Source organism: Pseudonocardia hydrocarbonoxydans (assembly GCF_006539565.1).
GTDB classification, from domain to species: Bacteria; Actinomycetota; Actinomycetes; order Mycobacteriales; family Pseudonocardiaceae; genus Pseudonocardia; species Pseudonocardia hydrocarbonoxydans.
In genome coordinates this window covers 91,303-116,578 of sequence record NZ_BJNG01000037.1, presented here as the reverse complement: position 1 = coordinate 116,578, position 25,276 = coordinate 91,303, and the positions used below count along the sequence as shown (strand labels likewise).

General features: G+C 70.7%; 29 protein-coding genes. 9 read left to right on the top strand and 20 right to left on the bottom strand.

All coding sequences use genetic code 11. From position 1 onward, the window contains the following. Nucleotides 1–15 precede the first annotated feature (15 nt). From PHY01_RS20580 to PHY01_RS20565, 4 genes are read right to left on the bottom strand one after another with little or no spacing between them, the layout of a single operon-like run. On the bottom strand, nt 16–456 hold the full coding sequence (locus tag PHY01_RS20580; RefSeq protein WP_170183906.1) for a nitroreductase/quinone reductase family protein: 441 nt from the start codon (nt 454–456) through the stop codon (nt 16–18). Next, nucleotides 441–932 carry an SRPBCC family protein gene (locus PHY01_RS20575; RefSeq protein WP_141280851.1) on the bottom strand — a complete coding sequence of 164 codons (492 nt, stop codon included), beginning with the start codon at nt 930–932 and terminating at the stop codon, nt 441–443. The genes PHY01_RS20580 and PHY01_RS20575 overlap by 16 nt, the downstream gene beginning before the upstream one ends. A gap of 33 nt (nt 933–965) precedes the next feature. After that, the gene (locus PHY01_RS20570; protein ID WP_170183905.1) at nt 966–1,646 is read right to left on the bottom strand and encodes a TetR/AcrR family transcriptional regulator; all 681 of its coding nucleotides are present in this window, start codon (nt 1,644–1,646) and stop codon (nt 966–968) included. Further along, nucleotides 1,643–2,332 carry a hemerythrin domain-containing protein gene (locus PHY01_RS20565; protein ID WP_218030259.1) on the bottom strand — a complete coding sequence of 230 codons (690 nt, stop codon included), beginning with the start codon at nt 2,330–2,332 and terminating at the stop codon, nt 1,643–1,645. The genes PHY01_RS20570 and PHY01_RS20565 overlap by 4 nt, the downstream gene beginning before the upstream one ends. Before the next feature lie 103 nt (nt 2,333–2,435). Here PHY01_RS20565 and PHY01_RS20560 point away from each other — a divergent pair, with 103 nt between their 5' ends. After that, nucleotides 2,436–2,978, top strand: a complete 543-nt coding sequence (locus PHY01_RS20560) for a TroA family protein (protein WP_141280847.1) — start codon at nt 2,436–2,438, stop codon at nt 2,976–2,978. A 71-nt stretch (nt 2,979–3,049) separates the two neighbouring features. Here the strand turns inward: PHY01_RS20560 and PHY01_RS20555 are convergent, their stop codons facing one another. Next, the gene (locus PHY01_RS20555; protein WP_141280845.1) at nt 3,050–3,628 is read right to left on the bottom strand and encodes a TerD family protein; all 579 of its coding nucleotides are present in this window, start codon (nt 3,626–3,628) and stop codon (nt 3,050–3,052) included. Between the two features lie 50 nt (nt 3,629–3,678). Between PHY01_RS20555 and PHY01_RS20550 the strand changes: the two genes are divergently transcribed. The 4 genes from PHY01_RS20550 to PHY01_RS20535 all read left to right on the top strand — a co-directional run bounded on the left by PHY01_RS20550 (nt 3,679) and on the right by PHY01_RS20535 (nt 7,497). Further along, nucleotides 3,679–4,668 carry a Gfo/Idh/MocA family protein gene (locus tag PHY01_RS20550; protein WP_141280843.1) on the top strand — a complete coding sequence of 330 codons (990 nt, stop codon included), beginning with the start codon at nt 3,679–3,681 and terminating at the stop codon, nt 4,666–4,668. Nucleotides 4,669–4,907: 239 nt separating this feature from the next. Continuing rightward, a complete protein-coding gene (locus PHY01_RS20545) occupies nt 4,908–5,882 on the top strand; it encodes a helix-turn-helix transcriptional regulator (RefSeq protein WP_170183904.1) in 975 nt (324 codons plus the stop codon). Between the two features lie 15 nt (nt 5,883–5,897). After that, nucleotides 5,898–6,413 carry a bifunctional nuclease family protein gene (locus PHY01_RS20540; RefSeq protein ID WP_246086032.1) on the top strand — a complete coding sequence of 172 codons (516 nt, stop codon included), beginning with the start codon at nt 5,898–5,900 and terminating at the stop codon, nt 6,411–6,413. Between the two features lie 904 nt (nt 6,414–7,317). After that, the gene (locus tag PHY01_RS20535; RefSeq protein WP_141280839.1) at nt 7,318–7,497 is read left to right on the top strand and encodes a hypothetical protein; all 180 of its coding nucleotides are present in this window, start codon (nt 7,318–7,320) and stop codon (nt 7,495–7,497) included. Between the two features lie 627 nt (nt 7,498–8,124). Here PHY01_RS20535 and PHY01_RS20525 read toward each other — a convergent pair. The 11 genes from PHY01_RS20525 to PHY01_RS28280 all read right to left on the bottom strand — a co-directional run bounded on the left by PHY01_RS20525 (nt 8,125) and on the right by PHY01_RS28280 (nt 16,197). Next, nucleotides 8,125–8,436, bottom strand: a complete 312-nt coding sequence (locus PHY01_RS20525) for a DUF5403 family protein (RefSeq protein ID WP_218030257.1) — start codon at nt 8,434–8,436, stop codon at nt 8,125–8,127. A 5-nt stretch (nt 8,437–8,441) separates the two neighbouring features. Next, nucleotides 8,442–8,786, bottom strand: coding sequence for a phage head completion protein (locus PHY01_RS20520; RefSeq protein WP_141280833.1), 345 nt, complete (start codon nt 8,784–8,786; stop codon nt 8,442–8,444). Beyond that, on the bottom strand, nt 8,783–9,592 hold the full coding sequence (locus tag PHY01_RS20515; RefSeq protein WP_141280831.1) for a VG15 protein: 810 nt from the start codon (nt 9,590–9,592) through the stop codon (nt 8,783–8,785). The genes PHY01_RS20520 and PHY01_RS20515 overlap by 4 nt, the downstream gene beginning before the upstream one ends. 246 nt (nt 9,593–9,838) lie before the next feature. Continuing rightward, entirely contained in the window at nt 9,839–10,846 is a 1,008-nt protein-coding gene (locus tag PHY01_RS20510; protein ID WP_141280829.1) for a hypothetical protein, read from the bottom strand. Between the two features lie 165 nt (nt 10,847–11,011). Beyond that, entirely contained in the window at nt 11,012–11,224 is a 213-nt protein-coding gene (locus PHY01_RS20505; protein ID WP_141280827.1) for a hypothetical protein, read from the bottom strand. Then, nucleotides 11,221–11,364, bottom strand: coding sequence for a helix-turn-helix domain-containing protein (locus PHY01_RS20500; protein ID WP_141280825.1), 144 nt, complete (start codon nt 11,362–11,364; stop codon nt 11,221–11,223). Before PHY01_RS20500 ends, PHY01_RS20505 begins: the two co-directional genes overlap by 4 nt. A gap of 126 nt (nt 11,365–11,490) precedes the next feature. Then, on the bottom strand, nt 11,491–13,875 hold the full coding sequence (locus PHY01_RS20495; RefSeq protein ID WP_141280823.1) for a phage tail protein: 2,385 nt from the start codon (nt 13,873–13,875) through the stop codon (nt 11,491–11,493). Nucleotides 13,876–14,194: 319 nt separating this feature from the next. Continuing rightward, complete coding sequence (locus tag PHY01_RS20490; RefSeq protein ID WP_141280821.1) at nt 14,195–14,854, bottom strand: hypothetical protein; 660 nt, start codon at nt 14,852–14,854, stop codon at nt 14,195–14,197. Nucleotides 14,855–15,105: 251 nt separating this feature from the next. Beyond that, on the bottom strand, nt 15,106–15,681 hold the full coding sequence (locus tag PHY01_RS20485) for a hypothetical protein (protein ID WP_141280819.1): 576 nt from the start codon (nt 15,679–15,681) through the stop codon (nt 15,106–15,108). Continuing rightward, nucleotides 15,678–15,872, bottom strand: a complete 195-nt coding sequence (locus PHY01_RS20480) for a hypothetical protein (RefSeq protein ID WP_141280817.1) — start codon at nt 15,870–15,872, stop codon at nt 15,678–15,680. The genes PHY01_RS20485 and PHY01_RS20480 overlap by 4 nt, the downstream gene beginning before the upstream one ends. Nucleotides 15,873–15,918: 46 nt before the next feature. After that, complete coding sequence (locus tag PHY01_RS28280) at nt 15,919–16,197, bottom strand: hypothetical protein (RefSeq protein WP_507763225.1); 279 nt, start codon at nt 16,195–16,197, stop codon at nt 15,919–15,921. Between the two features lie 258 nt (nt 16,198–16,455). On the opposite strand from PHY01_RS28280, the gene PHY01_RS20475 reads away from it, so the two are divergent. Beyond that, the gene (locus PHY01_RS20475) at nt 16,456–17,031 is read left to right on the top strand and encodes a hypothetical protein (RefSeq protein WP_141280815.1); all 576 of its coding nucleotides are present in this window, start codon (nt 16,456–16,458) and stop codon (nt 17,029–17,031) included. 53 nt (nt 17,032–17,084) lie between these two features. Here the strand turns inward: PHY01_RS20475 and PHY01_RS20470 are convergent, their stop codons facing one another. The 3 genes from PHY01_RS20470 to PHY01_RS20460 all read right to left on the bottom strand — a co-directional run bounded on the left by PHY01_RS20470 (nt 17,085) and on the right by PHY01_RS20460 (nt 21,042). Then, on the bottom strand, nt 17,085–18,665 hold the full coding sequence (locus PHY01_RS20470; RefSeq protein ID WP_141280813.1) for a recombinase family protein: 1,581 nt from the start codon (nt 18,663–18,665) through the stop codon (nt 17,085–17,087). After that, a complete protein-coding gene (locus PHY01_RS20465; RefSeq protein WP_141280811.1) occupies nt 18,662–19,024 on the bottom strand; it encodes a hypothetical protein in 363 nt (120 codons plus the stop codon). The genes PHY01_RS20470 and PHY01_RS20465 overlap by 4 nt, the downstream gene beginning before the upstream one ends. Before the next feature lie 98 nt (nt 19,025–19,122). Then, nucleotides 19,123–21,042, bottom strand: coding sequence for a TPM domain-containing protein (locus tag PHY01_RS20460; protein ID WP_141280809.1), 1,920 nt, complete (start codon nt 21,040–21,042; stop codon nt 19,123–19,125). A 121-nt stretch (nt 21,043–21,163) separates the two neighbouring features. Between PHY01_RS20460 and yczE the strand changes: the two genes are divergently transcribed. Next, nucleotides 21,164–21,814: a membrane protein YczE gene (yczE, locus tag PHY01_RS20455; protein WP_141280807.1), complete on the top strand. Its 651-nt coding sequence runs from the start codon at nt 21,164–21,166 to the stop codon at nt 21,812–21,814. On the opposite strand, the gene PHY01_RS20450 is transcribed toward yczE, so the two are convergent. After that, a complete protein-coding gene (locus PHY01_RS20450) occupies nt 21,741–23,009 on the bottom strand; it encodes a multidrug effflux MFS transporter (RefSeq protein WP_281283682.1) in 1,269 nt (422 codons plus the stop codon). The genes yczE and PHY01_RS20450 overlap by 74 nt on opposite strands. 92 nt (nt 23,010–23,101) lie before the next feature. On the opposite strand from PHY01_RS20450, the gene PHY01_RS20445 reads away from it, so the two are divergent. Together PHY01_RS20445 and PHY01_RS20440 are read left to right on the top strand one after the other, a co-directional pair. Next, the gene (locus PHY01_RS20445) at nt 23,102–24,256 is read left to right on the top strand and encodes a pyridoxal phosphate-dependent aminotransferase (RefSeq protein WP_141280803.1); all 1,155 of its coding nucleotides are present in this window, start codon (nt 23,102–23,104) and stop codon (nt 24,254–24,256) included. Next, entirely contained in the window at nt 24,253–25,158 is a 906-nt protein-coding gene (locus tag PHY01_RS20440) for an NADP-dependent oxidoreductase (protein ID WP_141280801.1), read from the top strand. The genes PHY01_RS20445 and PHY01_RS20440 overlap by 4 nt, the downstream gene beginning before the upstream one ends. The last annotated feature ends 118 nt before the right edge of the window (nt 25,159–25,276 follow it).

Genomic DNA, 25,276 nt, shown 5'->3' with positions numbered 1-25,276 from the left:
CGGGACCCGCTCGTCCTACTGGTCGTCGACGACGGGATCCCCGCCGGACCGGAGGACGGCGACCGGGATGGTCCGGCCGGACCTGCGCGCGTACCGGTTGACCTGGGGCAGCTCCTGCCGGACGAGACGCCAGGCGGTGTCCCGCTCCGGACCGAGCAGCTCCCGGGCGCGCACCGGCACGCTCTCGCGCCCGATCCGGACGACGGCGGTCCCGGCCGCACGGAGGTTGCGGAACCAGTCGGGGTCGCGGGGGGAGCCCGACGCGGTGCCCCAGAGCAGGAGACCGTCGGCGGTGCGGAGGAAACGGACGCACGTGGCACGGGAGCGGCCGCTCCGTCGCCCGGGCACGGTGAGCAGCAGGACGTCGACGGCCGGGTAGCCGACCAGGCGCCCGTTCGTGCGCCGGTAGAGCCCGACGCCGAGCCGATTGCCGATACGGGTCAGGCGCCGGTCCACGGCGCTGCCTCCCGCGACGCCACCCGGCCGATGCGCCGCAGGTCCTCGACCAGGCGCGCGTCGCGGTCCCGGTGAGCCGGCAGGACCCGGGCGAAGAACCGGTCCAGGAGCCAGGGTGCGGCGACGACGTCGAAGGACTGCCGGATGCGCGTGCCGCCCACGACGGGGTCGACCCGGATCCGCCAGACGGTGCTGTCGGGCACGATCCACGTCGGCACCGTCCGCCAGACGATCTCGTGCGGCGGGTCGACGGACACGATCTCGGCGGTCCGGCTCCACCGGGCCCGACCGGCCCGGTTGCGGCCGCGGAACCGGGCGCCCGGTCGGGCGCGACCGTCGCCGTCGAGCCAGCGGGCGGAGCGGCACTCGTGGCTCCACTCACCGACCCGGGTGACGTCGGCGACGACCTCCCACACCAGGTGCGCGGCGGCGTCGACGACGACCTCGACCCGTGAGGTCTTCTGGACCTGCGCCATGACTCCTCCTCGTCCGGGGAAGGTCCGCCCGCCTCAGGGTGGACCGGCTCGCAGCACGGCGGCGATCGTGGTCGCCAACCAGCGTTCGTAGTCCGGCACGGAGCGGCCGGCGATGTGGGTGACCAGGGAGAACGTGTCCGAGCTCAGGAGCGACCACAGCCGGTCGAGGACGTCGTCGCCGACCGGGCCGCCCGTGACGAGGGCCGCGGCGTCGGCGATGTTGTCGCGCCGGCGCAGCTCCAGCCGGTGCAGCGCGGCCTCGATCCGGGCGTCGCCGCCCGCGGCCTCGTACAGCGCGCGGTGCAGGCCCCGACCCCGGCTGTTGATGACGGTCAGCAGTCTCGCCGCCGTCGCCACCCGGTCGTCGAAGGAGCCGGTGGCGAGTGCCGCGTACTCGGGTCGCTGCGACAGCGGCACCGGGTCGGTGTCCCCGACGACGCCGACGTCGATGGCGGTCAGCAGCAGCTCGCTCTTGGACCGGAAGTTCGCGTAGACGGTCTCGACGGACACCCCCGCCGACGCGGCCACGTCGCGCATCCCGGTCGTGGCCCAGCCCCGTTCGGAGAACAGGGACGTGGCGGCGGCGACGACGAGCGCGCGGGTCTCCGCCGCCTGTTCCTGCCGCCGTGCGGACCGGTAGGCCCGCCGGCCGCCCGCCGCCGTCGGGCGGGGACCGCCGGCAACGGGCCCGACGTCCCGGGGATCGGCCGTCACGCGGTCGCGCCGCGGCGCTGCGGCAGCTCCGCCGACCACCGCGCCGACGCCTGGCGCCGGTACGCGCGTCCGAAACCGTGCAGCAGGAGCAGGCGCAGCGCCGCGGGGACCTTGTGCACGACGATGTCGTAGCCCTCCGGATCGATCCCCTCGAGCAACCAGTGGCCCTCCATGGCCAGCGCCCGCACCGACTTGGGCTTGATGTTGTACTCCTGCTCCACGGCGTCCCACTCGCGGTCGGTGATGCTCGCCGCGACCACCGGCATCGCCTCGGACACCTCGCGGTCCAGATGGGGCACCAGGACCGCGAGCAGATCGTCCAGCGACGCGACGAGTGCGGACCGCGCCCCGTCCGAGACGCCGTCGGTGTAGTGGCGGGCCGCGGCGGTGACCGCCCCGGCCGCCGGGGCGATCCGCGCGTGGTCGGCCTCGAGCGAGTCCAGCAGGCCCTCCGCGGCCGGGTTGCGCCGCCGCACCACCGGCCACAGGCCCTCGTCCTCACCGGTGTGGTGCGCGTGGAGGAAGTCCATCATCCAGCTCACGTGCCGGCCCAGCGCCACCTGCTGCCGGCCGACCGGCGGGGGATCCGCGGCCAGCACGGCACGCGCGCGGCGCAGATCCCGCTTCAGCGCCTCGTGAACGATCGCCATCATCCGGGTGTCGGCCGGACCGTCCGATGTGGACATGTCGCACCTCCCTCCGTGAGTCTAGAACGAGCATGTATTGGATACAAGAGTGTTCTGAAGTCGGTGTGACGGCCCGGGGCCACGGCGCGGTTACGCTCGGCGGGTGCCACCCACCGGCGGGGAGGACCCGCGCAGCCAGCCCGCACGCACGGCCGCGCTCACCGGCGTCATCAGCGACGCGGGCGGCGGAGGGCGCAGGGCGTTCATCGACGCCACGGGCGCGTCGGTGTCGCTGCCACCGTCGATCCGGCGGTTCGTGGCCACCGACGAGGTCGTCGGCGGGCTGCTGAGCGCGCTCGGGGGCGACGTGGTCGGCTGCGCGGGGAGCCTCGACGGCGTCGCGGCGGTCGGCGAGCAGCGGGCGCCCGACCTGCGGGCGGTGGCCGCGCTGAAGCCCGACGTGATCGTCACCGGCGCCGTCGAGCGGGCGCACGACCTCGTCGACGCACGGCTGGTCGCGGCGCTGCGCCGGGTGGCGCCGGTCATCGCCGTCGACACCGGGCGCCCCGCCGCGGCCGGTGCCGACCTGCGGGCGCTGCTCGGCAGGGGCACCGCGGCCCCCTCGACGGCGAAGCCCCCGCGGCCGCGGCCGCCCGCTCCGAACCGCTCACCCGGCCCGCCGTCGACGACGCCCGACCTGTTCTGACCCGGCCCGCGCCGCGGGCCACGCGCGCGGGTTCTCGCGGGTGGGCCCGGAGCGGAGCGGTGGGTGCCGCGTCAGCCGACGTTCACGCCGAAGTCGCGGGCGATGCCCGCCAGCCCCGAGGCGTAGCCCTGCCCGATCGCGCGGAACTTCCACTCGCTGCCCCGGCGGTAGAGCTCGCCGAACAGCATCGCGGTCTCGGTGGAGGCGTCCTCGGTGAGGTCGAAGCGGGTGATCTCGGCCTCGCCCGCGGCGTTGACGATCCGGATGAAGGCGTTGGCGACCTGCCCGAAGCTCTGCCGCCGGTTGTCGGCGTCGTAGATGCTCACCGGGAAGACGATCTTGTCGACCTGTGGCGACATGCCGGCGAGGTCGACCTTGAGCTGCTCGTCGTCGCCGTCACCCTCGCCGGTGAGGTTGTCGCCGGTGTGCTCGACGGTGCCGTCCGGGGCGGTGAGGTTGTTGAAGAACACGAAGTGGGCGTCGGACAGGACCTTGCCGTTCTCCCCCAGCATGATCGCCGAGACGTCGAGGTCGAAGTCGGCTCCGGTCGTGGCGCGCACGTCCCAGCCCACCCCGACGATGACGTTGGTGAGGCCGGGGGCCTCCTTGCTCAGGCTGACGTTCCCACCCTTGGCCAGGCTGACACTCACGTGACACACACTCCGTCCGGTCGTTGATCCGCACTGCGATGCTAGGGCGTATGAGCGTGCGCTGGGGGATCGTCGGGCCGGGCCGGATCGCGTCGAAGGTGACGGCGGACTTCCCGCACGTGCCCGGCGCCGAGGTGGTGGCCGTGGCGTCGCGCTCGCCGGAGCGGGCCCGGGCGTTCGCCGCGCGGCACGACGTCGCCCGCGCGCACGGGTCCTACCGGGCGATCGTCGACGACGACGGGGTCGACGTCCTCTACATCGCCACGCCGCACCCCCAGCACCGGGCCGTGGCGCTGGCCGCGCTGCGGGCGGGCAAGGCGGTGCTGGTGGAGAAGGCGTTCACGGTGACGCCGGCGGCGACCCGCGAGATCGTCGACGCCGCGGGCGCGGCCGGGGTGTTCGCCATGGAGGCCATGTGGACCCGCTTCCAGCCCGCGATCGTGCGGATGCGGGAGCTGATCGCCGACGGGGCGATCGGGGAGGTGCAGTCGGTGCAGGCCGACCTGGGCGCGCAGCACCCCACCGACCCGTCCGACCGCTTCTACGACCCGGCCGTCGGGGGAGGTGCACTCTTCGACGTCGGCGTGTACCCGATCTCCTTCGCGCAGATGGTGCTCGGCACCCCGGACGCCGTCGCGTCGCACGGCGTGCTGGCCCCCAGCGGCGTCGACGTCGAGGAGGCGGTCCTGCTGTCCTACCCCGACGGCCGCACCGCGTCGCTGCTCGCGTCGCTGCGCTGCGCGACGCCCGGCGCGGCGCGCGTCGTCGGCACGGAGGGCTGGATCGACGTGCCGCCCCGCTTCCACCACCCGGACTCGATCGTGCTGTGCCGCAACGGGGCCGAGCCGGAGCGGATCGTCGCCCCGCCCGCGGGCAGCGGGTACGCCCACGAGCTGCGGGAGGTCACCGACGGCGTCGCCGACGGGCGGCTGCAGAGTGCGGTGATGCCGCTCGCGGACACCGTGGTGGTGCAGGACGTCATGGACGCCGTGGCCCGGCAGCTCGGGATGACGGTGCAGGAGGGACCGGCCGACCTGTAGCCGGCCGGCCACCCCACGGCCGGGAGGACCGTCCGCCCCCTCCAGCGGAGGTGCTCCCGCACCGCACGCAATAGGTAGACCCTTACCCGGCCGTACACAACTCGGCCGTACGCCGTACTCGCATGACGGACAGTGGCGACGCGAATCGGACGACGCACGGGCTCTGCTCCGGATGGACGAGTGCGCAGTCCGTTTCGTCCAACTACAGTCTCGTGCTCGGCAATCGAGGGGTTCTGACCGTGGCAGAGACGTTGATGCGGCTGTCCATCGACACTCCCGACCCGGACGAGGCCCACGCCTGGTTGCGCAACGCCTACGCCGACCACCACGTGTCGCTCTCCGGACCGTCCAACGCCTTCCGGTTCTCGCACAGCGTCGCCGACTTCGGGTCCTTCAAGGTCGGCGTCGCCCGGCACTCGATGGCGCTGCGCGGCACCTGGGACCCGCTCGACGACATGCTGCTGTTCAGCCACCTGCTCGAGGGGCGGTTCACGATCCGCTCGCCCACCGCCGAGGTGGCCGCCGGCCCGGGCGACGTCTTCTCCTACGACCCCGACGTGCAGATGGCCGTCAGCTGGAACGACATCCGGATGGCGCAGGTCCGCATCGAGCGGTCGGTCGTCGAACGGCTGGCCAGCGAGATGTTCGGCGACGACCGGCGCGTGCACCCGATCCTGTTCGACACCGGCCGCCCGGTGTCGACCGACAAGGCGGTGCACTGGAAGCGGCTCATGCAGTACGTGACCAACGACGTCGCGAAGAACCCCGCGGCCCACGGCAGCCCGCTGGTGCTGCGCCAGGTGCAGCGGCTCGTCGTCGCCACGCTGCTGGACACCTTCCCGAACTCGGGCACCTCGCCCGATCTCCGCTCCACCGGCGCGGCGGCCTCGCCGGAGGCCGTGCGCCGGGCGATGGTGTTCATGGAGGAGCACGCCGCGGAGGACCTCGACCTCACCGCCGTCGCCCGCGCCGCACACGTGGGGCCGCGGGCCCTGCAGCGGGCGTTCCGCCGTGCGATGGACCGCACCCCGATGGCCTACCTGCGGTCGGTCCGGCTCGACCACGCCCACGAGGACCTGCGCGCGGCCGACCCGGGCGACGGCAGCACCGTCGGCGCGATCGCCGCCCGCTGGGGATTCGGCCATCCCGGACGGTTCGCCAGCGACTATCGTCGCCGATTCGGGCGATCGCCCAGTGACACGCTGCGGGGATGAGGCGAGACTGACGCGATGTCGATGACGACGATGCGGGTCCTGCGGCTGGTGGTCCACGTGCGGACCCGCGAGCCGGTGCTGCTGCTGGGTGAGGTCGACGGTGAGCGCTGCCTCCCCGTCTTCCTGCGCCGTCCCCAGGCCGACGCGATCGCGCTCGGCGCGCGCGGGGAGGATGATCCGCAACTGCCGCAGGACGTCGTCGTGCCGTTGCTGGAGGGGCTCGGGCACCGGATCGCCGGGGCCGAGATCGTGGCGCTGGTCGACGGCAAGTTCCAGGCCGACCTGGTGTTCGCCGACGGCGCGCGGGTCGAGCTGCGGCCGAGCGACGCGCTCGCCATCGCCGTGCGCGAGGGGCTGCCGATCGGGGTGGAGTCGACGATCCTCGACGAGGTCGGCCAGCCCACCGCCGACCTGTTCCCCGACGGCACCGAGGCCGCGCCGGAGAAGCAGCTCGAGGACTTCCGCAAGTTCATCGACGAGGTCTCGCCGGATAGTCAAGGTTGGCGTGACCCGGGTCACCCGGCGGGCTGATGCAGCCCGGCTCGGACCGTCCGAGCCGGGGTCTGCCTTCCCGAGCAACGTTGTCCACATCTGTGGATGACTACCGCGCGTCCGTCCACACGTCCTCATCGGCGACGACCCCAACCTGACCTTGACCCCGTCTCCGTGCGGCATTCGGATCAGTTCGACTAGTCCGGCTGTCCTATGGGCATCGCTTAGCTGGGCTGAGATCGCCAGAACCGGTGGCTGTTCGGCCTTCTGTGGACAACCTGGGCGGGTCCTAGCCGCCGATCTGTCGGGACTCCTCGTTAGTCTCAGATGCAGCGGATACCGATTCGGTTCCGCGGTCGCAGCTAGCCCGGAGGTGCGTTGAACAGACCCGACCCTGTCGACCCGGATCGGTCGACGGACAAGCGAGAAGGCGACCGGCCCGGTTGGGCTAGCCGCCTTCTCACGCCACTGCGCTACCTGTGGCTGCTCATTCAGGTGTGCTTCTACTTCAGCGACCACTAGGAGAGGTCGTGGCTCGTCCCGGGGCTGCAACCCCGGGGCGTGCCGTCTCAATCTACCCCCCTTATAGGCGGGTGTGTCGATCGGCGCTAGGCGATGGCCTTGGTACCGAACTCCTCGCGGACGTCGTCCTTGAACGCCCGGTAGTCCTCGGGGTGGTTGAAGTACATGTCTGCCATGCAGTCGGCGCATCGCCCGACCACCCAGAGGAGGCATGGCTTCGAGCACCGGACACACGGCCGGGGCTGAGCGATCGAGTCCAGAGGGGTCGCTTCGAGGTCCACGCGAGGATCGTGCCACGGGGCACCGACAGGACTGCTTCACGTTCGGCAGCAATGCCAAGCAACCACATCTGTCGGGGTTATCCATTAGAGTGGTCGCAGTGACATCCAGTCACTTCGCTCCCCACGAGAGGAACAGCACGATGCACAAGTACCAGATCACGACCGTTCCCACGCAAAGACACATCAACGGGAACACGGAGACTGTCCAGGCGGCTGACATGGATATCTCGGGCGGATGGATGTCGTTCTACGACGGGGACGGCCTCGTGCTCCGACTTCCGGAGAAAACGGTTGAGCGCGTCGAGCGCGTGAACGGCTGAGCGGATGTTCCTCGCAGCGTCGCGAGGAACATCGTTCTTGGTCGTCCCAAAACCCGTGCATCTCGATCATGGCTGGTTGGCCCCATCGACCTTCTAACCCGTACAGAGCCGGGGACCCGCATTACGCAGCGGGTGGGGACGCCTGGGGGAGGGGTACGGCCCCTGGGGTCTCGGCGCGCGTGCGTTTCGTGAGCACCGACGTCCGTACGGATCACGTTTCCGCAGGTCGGAGAGGCGCTGATCTCGTCTCTCGGATCTTCCCGGTGTGATGGGTCGGGAGTGCCGAGAGCGCCCGTTAGGGGCGCTCTCAGCGGTCTACGCGGGATCAGTCGAGCCGTCCGGGGTGACGGCCTTCGGGCCGGCGTCGGGCTGCTCGGAGCCGCGCCTTCGCGGCGACTCCCTGAGCGCTCGTGTGCTGGTTGTGGCACGGCCGGCAGGCCGAGCGGAGATTCCCTAGCGAGTGGTCGTCACGGTCGTCTCGGTGGTCGACGTCGGTAGCGAACCCGACGCACGACGGTCCCTTGATCTGGCACCGGTGCTCGTCGCGGGCAAGCACTCGGAGACGGAGCCGAGCCCAGTCCGGAGGTAGCCCAGAGCGGCCTTTCCGGGCCGCCGGGTCCCACGGCACTAGAGCAAGCCGGCAGCACCGTAGAGGACATACAGCCCCTCGACGTGGCGGCCGGTCCTCGGGTCGGTGTGCCCGAACTCGATAGAGAGCGCGGCCTTAGCGCCGCGCTCGTCGTCCAGGTAGACCACGGAGTCGATCTGCCCGGAATGGTCGACACCGACGCGGGTGGCGCCGGCATCTCGATGAGCCGCTAACCGAGCCTCGGCCCGGCGGCCGATCTGGTCCGCGTGGTCCTTCACCGCGTCCCTGACGGCAGGGAGACGTGAGACGATCCGGTTGATCGTCTTGTCTCCGTAGAGCCTGATCGTCACGGACATCAGGCACGGCCGATCACGTAGTCAGTGTGTGCGGTCTTCCTGGACCCGGTGAAGTGCACCGGATCACCGAGAACCGCGTATCGATCACCGTTCCACTCCACTCGGGATTGCCGGCCGAGCACCGGGCCGGCGTAGCTCCTGGTGAGCCTGAGCCGGTATCGGGTCGGGCCGGTGACGAACCCGGCCCCGTCCTGGTCGTCGGTCGTCGAGCCGAGCGGCTGGACGGTGGCGCGAGCCGGGATTCCGGCCGTTGCCGGTCGGGTGATCGTGTTCCCGTCCGGATCGGTGATCGTGACTTCGGGGAACAGGACAACGTCGGCGTTGCCCCTGTCGAGCAAACTCACTTCTTCTCCTTCGCGGGGACGGCCCGGCCGTCGAGTTGGTATCGGAGCGCGGTCATCGGGTCGGTGCCCGCTTCTCTGGCTGCCTTGCTGGCTTTGATCCACGCGGCCTCTGCCGCGCGGTACTGGTCGATCCCGGGCCAGTCCGCCCGGTCGAACACCGGGACCACCTGACAGTCACACCGGACGTGGAATCGCTTCATGAGCGAGTCAAGTTCGGACCGGTCGCCGGTGCGTTGGTACGCCTCGGCGAGTTCCTTCGCGGACTCGTCGTCCGAGTCCAGGCCGGCCGAGTCGGCGGACGAGTAGACCGGCCCCCGGGAGATCAGCATCGTGCAGAAAGCGCAGGATTCCGCGCCTCCCTCGACGCGAGCCCACCCCGCGAGTTCCCGATCCGTCTCGGTGGCTCGCAGCATCGTCCGTCGGCCGCCGGAGTCCACCACCGCGATAGCGGCGGCGGTGACGAGTTCTGTCTGTCGTGCTTGCTCTGCGCCGTCTTGGGCCGGCTCGGAGGTCTCGATCAGGACCGGGGTCAGCGCCTCCCCGAACCACTCGGGCTTGATGACCGAGCGGTACGTGTCGTGACGGGCCATCCCGCGCGACGCGCGTTCCTCGTCGTAGAACCGGCGTGCGAGATCACCGGACTCGGTGTGAGCGGCCTCGACCACCGGCCAGAGCGAGCGGAGCGCGGCAGCGTTGTCGGCGGGCTTCCGATCGAGCCGAGCGAGCGGATTCATGATCGCGATGACCGCCCGGGCGAGCGGGCGACGGATCGCCCGCGTGCCAGCGAAGTACTCGGCGAGGATCACGGGGTCTCGCCTCTCTCCGCCCGATGAGCGTCGACCAGCGCGTAAAACCCGGTGAGCGCTGCGGTGACGGCGCACAGCGCGTCCCACTGCTCATCGAACTGATCGATGTCCTCCGGTCTCCGCTTGTACAAACCTCGGAGGTTGTCGAACGCACCGTCTACGGCAGAGCACATCCGAGAACAGTGCTTGTGTAGGCCGGGGTCGCTGAACCGCCGGCCGCACCCGTACCGCTGACATTCACCGCGCTCAGACATCGGCGCTCATCGCGTCGGCGATCACGGCGTAGGGGTTGAACGAGAGCGAACGAGCCTCGAACTCCTCGGCGCTCGTGGGGAGACCGAGCGTGCATCCGGCCTCGACCTGAGCGGCGTACAGCGCGAACGGTGCGGCGTCGGCCGGCCGGCGCAGGTGCTCGTGATGGTCGATCCCGCGCGCTGCGAGCGCTCCCATATAGGTCAGGGTGTCCACCGGCTCAGCGGACAGGGCCAGGATCTCGCCGGACTCCATCGAGCGGCGCAGCGACCCGAGCGCCTGCACCTTCGCGGGTGCGGCGAACCAGACCAGCAGCTCGACGATCTTGTCCATGCGCTGAGCGGACTTCACCGCGCGCCACCACGCGGCCACACCCTCGCCGGTCTCGTCGAGCAGACCGGCATCGGCGATCGACCGGCACCCGCCGACGATCGGGAGAGCCGCCAGGAACTCGTCGCGCGCCTGGTCGAACTCGTCGCGGATCTCCTTCTCGGCGAGCACGTCAGAGAACGACGCACGGAACGCGCTCACCACGCCGTGCGCTGCCTGCTGACGCAGTACCGCCGACTCGGTGTTCAGGTACGCCTCGCGCTGCTTCTGGGCGATGTGCTCCCGGACCCGGTCCTGGATCTGGTCCACCGGAACGGTCCGCACGTCCAGGTGGGGGTTATCCGGCGTCAGGGCAAGCTCTACCTGCCCGGCGACGGTCATCGCGTGGGTGATCCTCTCGGGGGTCTTCACGCCGTACCGCGCGAGCACCGGGAGCGCCTTGCTCCGGTCGTCCTTGTCGAGCCGGGCGGGATCGAGAACCCCGGCCGCTCCACCGGCCTCCCGGATCGCGAGCGCCTGCTGGGCACGATTCGCGTACAGCTCGTCCTCGGTGCGGGCAAACCCGACCACGTTGCCCGCGTAGTCGTACTCGGTCGGCGCGCCCGCGCCGGGGGCGATATCACCGAACCCGGCGGGCATCCGGGCCATGAAATCGTTCTTCCAGTCAGTCATTCTGCTCCCTTGTCTCGGTATCGGTCCGCCGCTCTACGGCGGCGGTTGTCTTATCGCCGAACGGATCGGCGAGTACTCGGTAGCCGTCCTCGGCTACTCGTTGGCTCAGGCATCGACCATCGCTCTCCCGCTTGATGCGAGCGAGCGTTTCGGTTAGCGACTCGGTCATACGGCGTACAGCCCTTGTCGGTGGGTCGGCGGGCTATCGGGAAACGAACCGGCGAACACGGAGTTCACGGCGAGCGATGCGAGCGCGAACGCATAAGCGGCACCATCGGAGCCGAGCCGGCCTCGATCGGCGGCGATCTGCGCCGCGTGGTTCATCAGCGCCTCGACGTCTTCTGCCGTCTCGGTCTGCGGATAGGGGAATGCGCTCACGTGAGCGACCGGACGTCGACACCGAGCACACCGGCGAGCCGGTAGAGGTTGCCGGCCGATGGCAGTCGCCACCCGTTGACGTAGTGGCTGATCGAGCCTTCCGAGAGACCGACCGCGCGAGCGATCTCGCGCTGAGTCATGCCGGACGATCGGATCGCAGCACTGATCTTCTCCGTGCTGCCTGGACCGTGATACACGTTTACTCCTGTCTGTATTGGTAGATCATAAAAAGAGGAGGGTCCCGTCCGTAGACGGGACCCTGGCGCTTACCTGCGTCGAGCCTTGCGGGTGTTCGACTTGTTGACGATCTTGGCCATGCCGTTGCCCTCAACGTTGAGAGTCGATCCGGTCAGACCGTTAACCACCGAGTCGGCGAGTCGGTCGTAGTCGATACCGAAATCGTCGGAGGTGACCGACGCTCGGATATCGGAGTTCATGTCAACCCGCTTCATGCGGTCGACCGCAGCGTCGATAGCGCCGATAGCGAGCGGCACGCCCGCGAACTCGGATTCGACACCGGAGACGACGCCGGCCGCGGCGCGCTGGACTACTGCCGCTCCCTTGCGGAGCGACTTAGCGAAGTCTCGGGTTAGCGCCTTACCGGAGTGGGTGACGTACCCTCGGCCCGATAGCGGGCCGTCCTTAGCGGGAGAGAACGGGAACAGGTTGCGGATCCGTCCGATGAACCCGGATACCGCGCTGATCGCGGAACCGATCGCGTTGCGGATACCGGTGACGAACCCGTCGATCATCGCCCGACCAGAGTTCACGAGCAGCGACCCAAGGTTGCCGAGCACCGACACGACCCGTGAGGGGATCGTGCCGACGAAATCGATCATCTGTCCGAGCAGACCGGACACGATCGCTACGCCGTCGCGGACCACCGCGTCGATGTCGGACCACGACATCGTGAAGATCCGTGCGAGGAACAGGATCACGTCGATAACCCCGGAGACGACCGGAACAAGGACGTTCGTGATGATCCCGGCGATCAGTTGGATCGCGGGAACCACTACCGATCCGATGATCCCGACGAGCAGCGGGAACACGATCTGAGCGAGTTCCAGGATCTTCGGGATCAGCGGCAGCACGGCCGCCAGGACGTCGCTCACGGCCTGGACGAGCGGCGGAATGAACGGTGCCACGGATTGAATCGCCGTGGCGAGAGCCGAGCCGAGAGCGTCCGCGATGTCCACGACGAGCGGGAGCAGCATCTCGAAGACCGGGAGCATCGTCTCTGCGAGCATCGATACGACCGGAACGAGAGCGTCGATCAGCGTCCCGACGATCGGGCCTAGCTGAGCGAACGCACTAGCGAGCAAAGGCAGGATCGGAGCGAGCCCGTTAGCGAACGCCTCGACGAGCCGGGCGATCGGAGGACCGACCGATTCCAGGATCGGGACCAGCGCGCTAGACAGCGCGGTAGCGAACGCGGAGATCAGCGGAGCGAGAGCCGACACGATCGGTGCGAGCGCCTGGAGCGCAGCACCCAGGATCTCCCGGACAGCCGTTCCAGCCGTAGCCATGAGTTCACCGAGCGAGCGGAGCGCATCCTGTGCCGCTGCGGTCTCCATGAACCGGGCGACCTGATCGGTAAGCGCTACGAGGTTCGAGAGCAGGCCGGCGCCGCCCATTCCGGCCTGGAGACCGGAGAACACGGAGCCGATCGAGCTACCGATATTGCCGAGCACCGCGCCCAGGTCGTTAAAGCCCTGGATCGCGCCATCGATCATCGCCTTGATCGAGCCGTCTTCGACACCCTGGTCGACCCACGCCTTGAACTTCGACGCGACGTTGTCGATCGCGTTACCGAGCGCGGGAAGGTAGGTGGATCCGACGCCACCGAGACCGACGAAACCGGAGAGGAGATTCCCTAGGGAATCTCGCATGTTGCCGAGCATCCCGGCGGTGTTGCCCAGGATTTGTGTCAGGTCGTCCTGGAAGAACGGAGACTGAGTAGCGGCCAGAGCAGACTTGGCGATCCCGTTGAACTCGGTAGAGATCCCTGTAAGCCCGGTCTTCAGGATCGGCAGCAGAGTCGTGCCGGCCTCCCGGAGTGGCCCGGCCAGACCCTCGAACAGCGCGCCCTGGACAGACGACTTCAGGTCGTCGAGCGCGGGCTTCAGGGATCGGAGCGCGGTGACCGACTCGGCGGCCGGACCGGCGAGCCCGGAGAGGTCCCCGGTCTTGATCGCCTCACCGACACCGGAGAGCCCGATCTTCACCGCAGCGAACGCGGCGCCTACACCGAGCAGCAGACCCGGGAGAGCGAGCGCGATAGGCGCTAGTTGGGCGAGAGCGGCCGAGAGACCGCCGATCACCTGGACGGCACTACCGGCGGCGGCGAGACCCGCCACGGACCGTGTCAGGACCGAGAACGAGCGAGACAGGCCGGCGAGCACCCGGCCCGGACCACCACCGCCAGACGACCCGGTGAGCGCCCGCATCGCGTTTCGCAGGCCGGAAGCGTCTGCGCTGACTTCGATGTCGGCCCGGACACCACGAGCAGCGGCGTCGGCGAGCCGCTGTAGCTCAGCCCGGAGCACTGCAGCGGCGGGCACCCACTGGACACGGACCTGAGCGACGACTCCGGCCGATGCCTGCCGGACGGCGGTTTCGAGTCCCTGCCGTAGCCGGTCGGTGTCGGGCAAGATCGGGACCTCTACGCGGAGGTTCCGGAGTGCGGATGTGATGCCCGCTCGGGCATCGCGGGCGAATGTTCGGAGTTCGGGAGTGACCTTGACTCCCACGCGACCGATGGTCTGCGTTTCTGCCATTCGGGATTTTCCTTGCTACTCGGTGGGCGACCCCACCGAGCGGCAAACCGAGTAAGGAACTATCACCCTGGCAGGGTCCAGGAACGGCAACAGCCCCGTACCTCCGCCAAGGGGTACGGGGCTGCGTCAGGAAGGGGTTAGCGGTGAGAGGCGGGCGCCGCTCTCCCTTCAAAGATAAGGGAAAAAGCGACACTTAGAGCGTGAGCGAGAACCTTTCGAGCGGAACGAGCGCGTTCCGAGCGCAGAACCGCCGTGTGATCCTCAGAGGTGGCGAGCTGGGGCCGGTGTCCGGCCGGCCCACTATGTGCATGACCGGATCGCCCGGCCGGGGCCGGCTCCCGGCAAGCCCGGCGAGCGGTTCACCGTGCAGCTTGAACCAGTGCTTCACCGCGCCTCGGTACTGTGTTGGGATCAGCCGTAGCGGATCCTCGTCACGGTCCCGGTGGTCGTCCATGACATAGCCGTGGCCGCTGCTCAGCAGCTCACGGACCGAGCCGTCGGCGCCGCTGAGCGGGATCGAGCGCTGATCTACGGTCACCCCCTCGGGTTGTGCCCGGAGCCTGTGTCGCTCCCGGTACCAGCGGTTCCGCTCGATGACATCGGCCCACTCGCCGTCATCGAGTCCCGGGCGTCCCGGGATGTTGTGCGGGTAGTCGGCCGGCACGTACTCCGATCCGTCCGGCCCGTTCCTCGGTCTTTGTCGGTCGCGCTCCGAGCGCTTGTTTGTCGTCTTCCGTGCGGTCTTGCACTCGGGCTGATCGCACGTCCGGCGGTCACGGCCGCCGGTGTAGGGGTAGGTGAACGCCTGATCGCAGACGACGCAGACGATCGTTCGGGCGGATGCGGTGGTCATGGTTTCCTTTCGATAGGGTCCGCACCCCTAGTGGGGTGGATTGACCCGTAGGACTCTCGGTTTATCCCGGTGAGGTGAGAGTGGTCAGGACGGCCCCCAAGGGCCGGCCTCGAAGGGAGCCCTTCCGGGGCTCCCTCTATCTACCTCAGCTATTACTTAGCTCTATTACATAGTGGGGTGGATTGACCCACTCATAGGGCGGATCCGCCCCACTAGGGACAGGGCGGATCGACCCGTTAGCGAGGATCCCCCTAGTGGGGTGGATCCACCCGTTCCGGGATCGTCAGCCGATACTTGATGGACCGGCCCGCCTTGCCGATCGGGTCCAGGAACCCGGCCTTGGCAAGCTCCTCGACGTACTTCCCCGCCTGCTTGCGGGACTCAGGGCTGAGCCCGATCCACTCAGCCACCGTGTCCATGCCAGCGAACAGCTCCAACTTGCGGAAGCAGTGCCGCACGATCGCTACGCCGGTGTACCGGGCGCCCACCGAGAGCCCGGGGTGATCCATCACCGAGCAGCGGTAGTCCACCTCCCGATCCGGGGAGCGGAGCACCCGGACGCCAGGGACGACTATCCGAGCCGTGCCGTCCCGGCTCTCTCCACGGGCCACGAACAGCCCTGCCGCGCCGAGCACGGAGAGCGCGGCCTTGAACTCCTCGGAAGGGAGCCCGGTCTCCTCGACCACGGCCCGCCCGTCGGGGAGTCGCCCGTCAGCGGCCGCGTACCGCTCCAACGCCTCGGCTACGGCGAGCACGTCCGGTGTAGCCCTCTCACCGAGCCGTTGGTGTGCTTCCTCGATGTAGGGCGTGAGTAGTGCCGTGCTCACACGGCCCCCTCGGCGACCGACCGAAGCAGGTCACCGAACTCGGAGCGCGACGCATAGACGTCGCCGGTGGTCAGGTCTGCCTCGACGGTCATCCCGATCTCGGCGAGCAGCGGCAGCAGCTCACGTTTCGGCATCCCGGTGTTCCGGGCAAGGTGCCACAACGGCACCCGGTCTTCTTTCTCGATTTCCATCTGATTCTCTTTCTCTGTCGGGTCGCTTCTGCGACCCGCGGGGGTCTTATCGGGTCTGAACCCGTACGCGATCTGAAACGCACCCGTGAGGTACGAGCGGGCCGGGGCATTCCGGCCAGATCGAGTAGATCAGCTCATTCGCTTCGTAGCCCATCATCGTGTGGTCTTCGACCGTGTCCACCGAATCGAGCCGGTGGCACCCACTGGACAACAGATCCGCGACCGGCCGATAGATCCGGTCGTGTTCTTGTACTCGGACCGAGACGTACACGAGCAACGCACGGAATCCGTGAGGCATGTCCGTGAGGCCGGCTGTCAGCCACATCGGGGAGTCGACGAGCAACGAACGCTTGCGGGGAGCGTGCTTCTTCACTTGCGGATTGCCTTTCTCGATGATGGATGAACGGCCCCGTATTAGCCGGGACCCAGGGCTCAGTGCCCACATTGAGTTGTCTCCACCGGCCCGCCGTGCGGTCCGTTCCTGGTGTCCTGGCCGAGGCAGCGGCCCAACCAGTACGGCAACAGGTTGGCAGAGGGCGCAACCTGTTGTCAAACACGCTGGTCGGTCGGGTAGTCTGGGGGCATGACTACGCCAGACGGCGCAACCGTCGAGCAAGAGCTACCGGGCGGGTGGACCGCCGTCATGCGGTGGGACACGGACGTGCCGGTGCCTGGCCGTGGCCCCGTCACGCTGGAAATCAGACCCACCGACCCAGCCGATCCACCCCCCAACGGGCTCAGCTCCACGGTCCTGCGGGACGTCTCGTTCCCCGACGCCTACAGGCAACTACGCGGGCGCGGCACGCTGAGCGCTGCGGAGAGGTTCGGGACGGACTCAGACCCGACTACGCGGCTGCTCCGCAAGGCAGCCTCGGACGGGCTGACCGACCGGTACCTAGCGATGCTCGCTGCGGCGTACCTGGTCCTTGTCAACGCTGAGCACGACCGGCCACACGACGCCCTAGCGCGGGCGGTCGGGAAGACACCCGCGACCGTCAAGCACCACCTATGGCAGGCGCAGCGACGCGAGCTGTTCGAGCGCTCGCACGGCCGGAAGGGGGGCGCTCTCACCGAGAAGGCGCGACGTGCCGCACTGCCAGATCAGTCCGATGACACATGGCGGAACGCCGTCGCCGAACATCGCCGAAACCAGCCGTAGACACGCGAGAGCCCCGGTCCGCTGAGCACGGACCGGGGCACGACGAGCCGTAGCTACTCCGGGTGGACGACCTCGATAGAGGCGCCGTCTGGGATACGCGAGCCGAGAGTTTCGGCCATCGCTACGAAATCGTCTCGACCGAACCGAGGATCGATCGACCGCAGGAACTCGACCGTCTGCCCCAGCTCCAATCGGACGGTTCCTGCGGTCCTCGACTTCGGGTCTTTCCAGACCTCTAGCCGCACCTCGAACCTGCGGAGCAGATCGTTGCGACCGGCGTCGGTCAGGTTCTCCCATTCCTCGCCGAACGTCCGACCGGTGGGCACTAGTTCGTACCCCGCTTCCTCTCGGGGCAGCGCCGCGAGTTCAGCGCGCCGCGCCTCTAGTTCGTTGAGCCGGTCGGCCAGACTCGCAGCGGACGGGACGCCCGGCATCACGGTCAACAACGCTTCGGTGACCCGTTCGATCTTCGCCGACAGTTCTGCCATCTCCGCCCCCGCGTTGGACCCGGGGCGGTACCTCTGCTCCATGTACTCGAACTCGCTGAACAACAGCATCGTCCGAGCCACGAGCGCATCGAACTCGGCTGCGATCACCGATCCGTTGCCGCAGGCGTCGCCCTTGTTCGGAGAAGGGCACCGGTACCGGATCGCTGTGGGTTGCTTGAACCGGTACATCGGCCGCTTGCACACGCCGCAGAAGATGACCCGGACCAGCAGCGCGTTCGTCTCCGAACGCTTGGTTCCGGTCGATCCTCTTTTCCGCTCGGAGATCGTGTGCTGTAGCGATCGGAAGTCAGCCTCGCTGATCAGCGGTTCGGCACGCTGGATCGGGAGGTCGTCCGTGTCGTACACGATCGACGGCGGGCCGCCGTGCCTCCCGCTACCTCGGTGCACCGCGAACCCGACGAGCGTCGGACTCGTCAGCATCGCCGTGAACGGCGCCATTGACCACCGAGTACCCACCGGTTCCCGGCCCGACAGGATCTTCTGCCTGTCGGTCGGGGTCGGCACACCGCGTTCGTTCAGGTCCGCGATGATCGACGTGAACCGATCGCCCGCGAGCACTCTCCGGACGATCGACCGCATCACCGGCGCTAGACCGTCCTCGTCCGGGAACAACCGATACCCGTCCTCGACCCTGCGGGCGAGGTACCCGGCGGGCCACGTACCGCCCTTGAACCGGCCTTCCTTACGCGCTTCCTCGGACGCCCTAGCGTTGCCCGCCGAGATGTTCGCTAGGTCCATCTCGGCGATCGTGGCGAGGATGTACACGATCATCTTGCCGATCGGGGTAGACAGATCGATCGGGTCGTTCACGCACACCAACGACTTGCCGTGGTCGATCAGGTAGTTCATCAGCGCTGAGATGTGCCGCGCCGAACGACCGACGCGGTGGAGCTTCCAAGCGACGATCACGTCCCACTCGGGTAGCCGGTCCTCGTGTAGCCACGGTCCGGCCCCGGTCCGCTCTAGCGGGTTGGTAGACCCGCTGGTGTCCAGATCCTCAGCGATCCCGACGACCTCTAGACCGTGGATCTCGCAGTACCGCTCGCAGTCTTCCCGCTGAGTCGACGGCGAGGATCCGGTGTCGGTCGTCCGGCTGACACGGATCAGGATCAGAGCGCGGGTCACTCCGAGACCCTACGAACCGTCACCAGCTCGTCAGCGCCATACGCCTCGGCGTCGTCGGTGGTGATCTCCACGTATCGATCGTCCTGGAGTGTGTCCACGACCGGGAGGAACCCGCGACCGGGCGACCAGAGGTCGTCACCGGTCCGAACCTCGGAGGCTCGGTCGTCCCTGATCTCTCGGAGCGGACGACCGAGCCCGACCGCTCCAACCGCCGCGACGCACGCTGCGGACGCACCGGCGTACGAACCGACGAACCCGAGTCCGACGACCGTCAGAGCGGCGGCCAGGGCCACCCCGACGAACCGCAGGATCTCAGAGTGCCGGCTGGTCAGCCGGGGCTTACGAACGATGACCTTCACTGACTGCTCCCTCGGTCGGCAAGCCGTTGTGGCTTGCATACCTAAGAGCTTGGCGAGGTCTCGCCCGAGGACTTCGCCTGAGCCGGGCGGCGGCGGGCTCAGAACCGGCCGCCGCCACCCCGGCGCCCCCGTGACGACGAGCCGCCGAAGCTGCCCGGCGAGCGGCCGCCGCCCCCACCCCCGAAGCCCCCGCCCCCTCCGCGGGTGGCCCCGGAGATGATCCCGCCGAGGATCAGGCTGCCCAGGTCGACCCCCAGGCCCCCGCCCGACGACGCGGGCGCCGACCAGCCCGACACGTCGGACTGCGCGAGCCGCAACGCCTCCTGGGCCCGGGCGTCGGCCTGCTGCGCCTCCCGCAGCGCGACCGCGGGGTCGCCGCCGGAGGTCGCGGCCTGCAGGTGGCGCTGGGCCTCGGCGAGCCGGGTACGGGCCTGCGCGCCGACGGCGCCGCGCCGCGTCCCGATGAAGTCGGCCGCCGCGGCGACGGCCGAGCGGGCGGTGAGCACGGTCTGCTCCAGCACCGCGGCGGTGCGGCGGCGCCGGTCCTGCTCGGCGCGGGCGGCGGCGATGGCCTCGTCGAGCGCGGCGCCCGCCTCGTCGAGCAGGCGCAGGGCGGCGATCGGGTCGGACGCCTCGACCTGGGCCGAGGCCTCGACCGCGGCCTCGGCGCGGGCGACGGCGGGCGCGAGCGACGGGTCCAGCGCGCGGGCCTCGGCGAGGTCCTGCCCGGTCTCGGCGCGCGCGGCGGGGAGGGCGGCGGCGGCCTCGACCAGCTCGGCGTCGCGGCGCAGGACGGCGTCGAGCAGGGTCTCGGCCTGGGTGAGCGCGTCCTCCGCGGCCCGGCCGGACACGACCGCGGCCGGGCGGGAGCCGGCGTCGAGCGCGGCGCGGGCGGCGACGATCTCGGTGCCGGCGACGTCGAGCAGGTCGCGGGCCCGGTCCAGCGACCCGGCCACCGGCTCCAGCGCGCTCGGGGCGTAGCGCGCCGACAGCGCCGCCCAGGCCGACTCGGCCCGCGGGACCCGCGCGAGCACCGCGTCGCGGCGGGCGGCCAGGCCGGACACGTACTCCGGGGCCCGGGTCTCCAGGTCGCGCAGGGCGTCGAACGCGGCGACCTGGGCGTCGAGGCGTTCGTCGGCGGAGCGGCAGGCGCGGACGATGTCGGCGTACATCGCCCGCTTCGCCGGCTCGTCCTCGGGGACGTCGTCGTCGAGCAGCTGGCGGATGCCGAACGCGCGCAGCATGTCGGCCCGCGACTCCTCGACGGCAGCGGCGAACCCGGCCACCGCCTGGTCGCCGAAGTGCCCGCGTGCGGCCGACAGCTCGATCTCCGAGGTGCGCACGGCCTCGTCGACCTCGATCAGGCCGGCGCTGGCGCGGTAGGCGAGATCGTCGGTGGCGACGTCGGTGAACTCGTCGCGCGGGGCGGCAGGCCCGGCCGGGGCCTGTGCGTCCGGGTTCCGGGCGGCGCGGGTGCGGCGCCGCCGCGAGGTCACGTACCAGGCGCCGCCCCCGACCAGCAGCACGCCGCCGACCAGCACGGTGCCGGTGGGGAAGTCGCCGCCCCCGCCGCCGAGGCCGTCGGACAGCGCGATCGCCGCCCCGGCCCAGTCGCCCGCCGCGAGCCGTCCCTCGGCGTCGGCGATCGCGCCGTCGACGGTGGAGTCGGAGAGCCCGAGGTCGTCGGCGACCGACACGCCGTAGGCCCGGTCGCCGACGGCCACGGCGAGCAGCACGTCGTCGCGGCCGAACTGGGACAGCGCGGCGGACTCGTCGGCCCACTCCTGCCCGCCCGCGCCGTCGAAGGACTCGACGTAGACGACGAACAGCTGGGTGCCGTTGGCCTCGCGCAGCCGGCCGAACGCCTCGGTGATGCGGGCCTCGTCGCCCGCGGCGAGGACGCCCGCGGCGTCGGTGACCGCCGGCCCGACCCGCAGCGGCGGCTCGGCCGCGGCGACCCCGCCCCCGAGCAGCCCCACCCCGAGGACCAGCAGCCCCAGCACCAGCAACCTGCGCACGACGACCTCCGCACACCCGGGATTGATCCGCACATCATGGCGGCCCGCCCCGTCGCCCGGACGGGGCCACCCGTGCCGAGGTGGATCTGGCGCGGCGGGCGCGGCCGGTGAGGATCGGGGCATGACCGCGATCGAGCTGCGCCCCCTGCCCGTCACGCACGACCCGGTGCGGCGGCTGGCGCAGCTGGTCGGCGGCCTCGCGCTCTACGGCACGTCGATGGCGATGCAGGTCCGCGCCACGCTCGGGCTCAACCCGTGGGACGTCCTGCACGAGGGGCTGACGGAGCGGACGCCGCTCGGGTTCGGGCTCGTCACCGCCGTCACCGGGGTCGTGGTGCTGCTGCTGTGGATCCCGCTGCGCCAACGGCCGGGCGTCGGGACGGTGGCGAACGTGCTGGTCATCGCCGTCACCGTGGACGTCGCGCTGGCCCTGCTCCCCGCACCCGACGCGCTGCCCGCCCGCGTCGCGCTGATGACGGCCGGGATCGTGCTCAACGGGGTGGCGTCGGCGGCCTACGTCGGGGCGCGGCTGGGCCCCGGGCCGCGCGACGGGCTGATGACCGGCCTGGCCGCCCGCACCGGGCGCTCGCTGCGGCTGGTGCGGACGGGCATCGAGGTCACCGTGCTGACGGCGGGCTGGCTGCTCGGCGGCACCGTCGGCGCCGGCACGGTGCTCTACGCGCTGGCCATCGGCCCGCTCACGCAGGCGTTCCTGCCGTTCCTGGCGGTTCGTACGCCACGTCCGCCAGGGTCCACGGCCGCACGACGGTGACCAGCACGACCAGCGCCAGCACCATCCCGCCCACGACGACCGCGCCCATCGCGAGCGCGTCGTTGCCCAGCAGCCCGACGACCGGCGAGATCACCGCGCCGATGCCGAACTGGACGGCCCCGAGCAGTGCGGCCGCCGTGCCGGCGGTCTCGCCGTGGCGCGACAGCGCGACGGCGGGCGCGTTGGGCAGGGCGAGGCCGGTGCAGAACAGCACCAGCCACATCGCGCCGAGGACGCCCACGATCCCGGCGAACCCGGTGGCCGCGATCAGCACGAGCAGGACGCCGGCGCCCGCGCCCGCCGCGACGGCGGCGAGCAGGATCTGGCGGGGCTCGAAGCGGCGCAGCAGCACCGGGTTGAGCTGGGTGGCGAGGATCAGGAAGATCGCGCCGGAGCCGAAGACCAGCCCGAACTGCTGCTGGTCGAGCCCGAACTGGTCCTGGAACACGAACGACGAGCCCGAGACGTAGCCGAGCAGCGCCGACATCGCGAGCCCGGCCACCACCACCAGCCCGACGAACGTGCGGTCGCCGAACAGGGCGCCGTAGTCGCGCAGGGTGCCGCGGACCCCGGCGGTGCGTCGGCGCTCGGGCGGGAGCGTCTCGCGCAGCCCCACCAGCGCCACCGGGATCAGGACGACGCCGATCGCGGCGAGCGCCACGAACACCCCGCGCCAGGAGGTGAAGCGCAGCAGCTCACCGCCCAGCGTCGGGGCGATCACCGGCGCGGCACCCATCACCAGGATCAGCCGGGAGATCAGCGTGGCGGCGGGGCGGCCGGTGTAGAGGTCGCGCACGATGGCCATCGCGATGACGGCCCCGGCCGCGGCGCCCATGCCCTGCAGCACCCGCAGCGCGCCGAGCACCGCGATGTTCGGGGCGACGGCGCACAGCAGCGAGGACACGACGTGCAGCGCGGTGCCGGCGATCAGCGGGCGCTTGCGGCCCAGCGCGTCCGACAGCGGGCCGATGACGAGCTGGCCGAGCGCGAGCCCGAGCAGGGTGCCGGTCAGCGTCAGCTGGACCGCGGCCGAGGTCGTCAGCAGGTCGGTGGTGATCGTCGGCAGGGCCGGCAGGTACATGTCGATGGTCAGGGGGCCGAGCGCGATCATCGATCCGAGGATCACGATCAACCGCAGCCGCTGGCCCCGATCGGGGGCCGTTCTCAGCTCGACTCGATCGGGGGTTGTCGTCACTGAGCGGTCAAGGACCGGCCTCCGGCGCGTTGTTCCCGATCTCCGCCGGGTGTGACGCCGCACACACCGGGCGGCCGGGTTACGGTGCGGGAATGCTGGTCGAGCGGATGCGACCGTTCACGTCGACGATCTTCGCCGAGATGTCGGCGCTGGCCCTGCGGACGGGGGCGATCAACCTCGGGCAGGGCTTCCCCGACACCGACGGACCGCCGTCGCTGCTGGCCGACGCCGCGGCCAACATCACCGGCGGGCTCAACCAGTACCCGCCCGGGCCGGGGATCCCGGCGCTGCGGGCCGCGGTGGCCGAGCACCAGAGCCGGTTCCACGGCCTGTCGGTCGACCCGGACGACGTGCTGGTCACCACCGGGGCCACCGAGGCGATCGCGGCGGCGGTGCTCGCGCTGTGCGACCCGGGCGACGAGGTCGTCACCTTCCAGCCGTACTACGACTCCTACGCCGCGACCGTCGCGCTCGCCGGTGCGGTGCTCAAGGCGGTGCCGCTGCGGCCGCCGTCGTTCGGGTTCGACCCCGACGAGCTGCGGGCGGCGTTCTCGTCGCGCACGCGCGTGGTGCTGCTGAACACCCCGCACAACCCGACCGGGGCGGTGTTCACCGCGGAGCAGCTCGCGCACATCGGTGCGCTGGCCGCCGAGTACGGCGCGGTGGTCGTGGCCGACGAGGTGTACGAGCACATGGTCTTCTCCGGCCACGCGCACGTGCCGATGGCGACGCTGCCCGGGATGGCCGAGCGGACGCTCACGATCTCCTCGGCGGGCAAGACGTTCTCGGTGACGGGGTGGAAGGTCGGCTGGGTGCACGGGCCGTCGGAGCTGGTGGCGGCGGTGCGCGCGGCCAAGCAGTTCCTCACCTACGTCAGCGGCGCGCCGTTCCAGCCGGCCATCGCCGCCGCGCTCGCCCTGCCCGACTCCTTCTACACCGACCTCGCGGCCGGTCTGGAGCGCAAGCGCGACCTCCTGTCGGACGGCCTGCGCGCGGCCGGGCTGACCGTGTACCCGTCGGCGGGCACCTACTTCGTCGTCACCGACGTCGCACCGCTGGGCGTCACCGACGGGGCGGATTTCTGCTGGCGGCTGCCGGAGCTGGCCGGGGTGGCCGCGGTGCCGGTGTCGGTGTTCTGCGCCGACCCGGAGCTGGGCCGCACGCTGGTGCGGTTCGCGTTCTGCAAGCGCGACGAGGTGCTGACCGAGGCGGTCTCGCGGCTCGCCGGGCTGCGCGCCGCGCTGTGAGGGCCTACGGGTTCACCGCCGTCGGCGGGCCGGAGCACGAGGCGTTCCTCGACGTGCCCGAGCCCGTCGCGGGGGCGGGGGAGCTGCTGGTCCGCGTGCTCGCGGCCGGGGTGAACCCCGGCGACCGGCGGCTGCGCGAGGGCGCCCACGGCGTCGAGCCGCCCGCGGTGCTGGGCCGGGAGGTGGCCGGCACCGTCGTGGCGCTCGGGCCGGGGACCGCGGGCTTCGCCGTCGGGGACGAGGTGTTCGGCGGCTGCCCCGGCATGGTCGGCGGCTGGGCGCCGCTGGCGCGGGTGACGGCGTCGTTCGCCGCGCACCGCCCGGTCGGGGTGTCGTCCGTCGACGCGGCCGTGCTCCCGGTCGCCGCCGGCACCGCCCACGACGCGCTCACCGGCCTCGACCTCCCGGCCGGGGCGACGCTGGTGGTCAACGGCGCGGGCGGCGGGGTGGGGGTGGCCGTGGTGCAGCTGGCCGCGGCCCGCGGCCTCCGCGTGGTCGGTGTCGCGAGCCCGGCCAAGCACGACCTGCTGCGGCGGTTCGGGACCGTCCCGGTCGCCTACGGGACCGGGGTGCTCGACCGGGTGCGGGCCGCGGCGCCGTCGGGCGTCGACGCGGTGTTCGACCTGGTCGGTGGCGCCGCCCTGCGCACCGTCGCCTCGCTGGTCGGCGACCGGTCGCGGCTGCGGTCGGTCGCCGACAAGCCGCTGGTGGCCGAGCTCGGCGGGGCCGACGTGGCGCGCGACCGCAGCACCGCGGTGCTGGCCGAGCTGGCCCGCCTCGTCGCGGCGGGCGGGCTGGACCCGCACGTCACCCGGGTGGTCGGGTTCGACGACGCCCGCGCCGCCCTGGCAGCGGTGGAACGCGGCCACGAGGCCGGCAAGGTGGTGCTGGAGATCGGCTGAGCCGGCCGCCGTCGCACAGGTTCTCGCTCGACGCAGAGGTCGGACGGTCTGCGACGGGCCGGAGGGTGTGCGACGGGGGCGGCACCGCGGCGGTGACATTTGTGCGTACCGGCGGCCC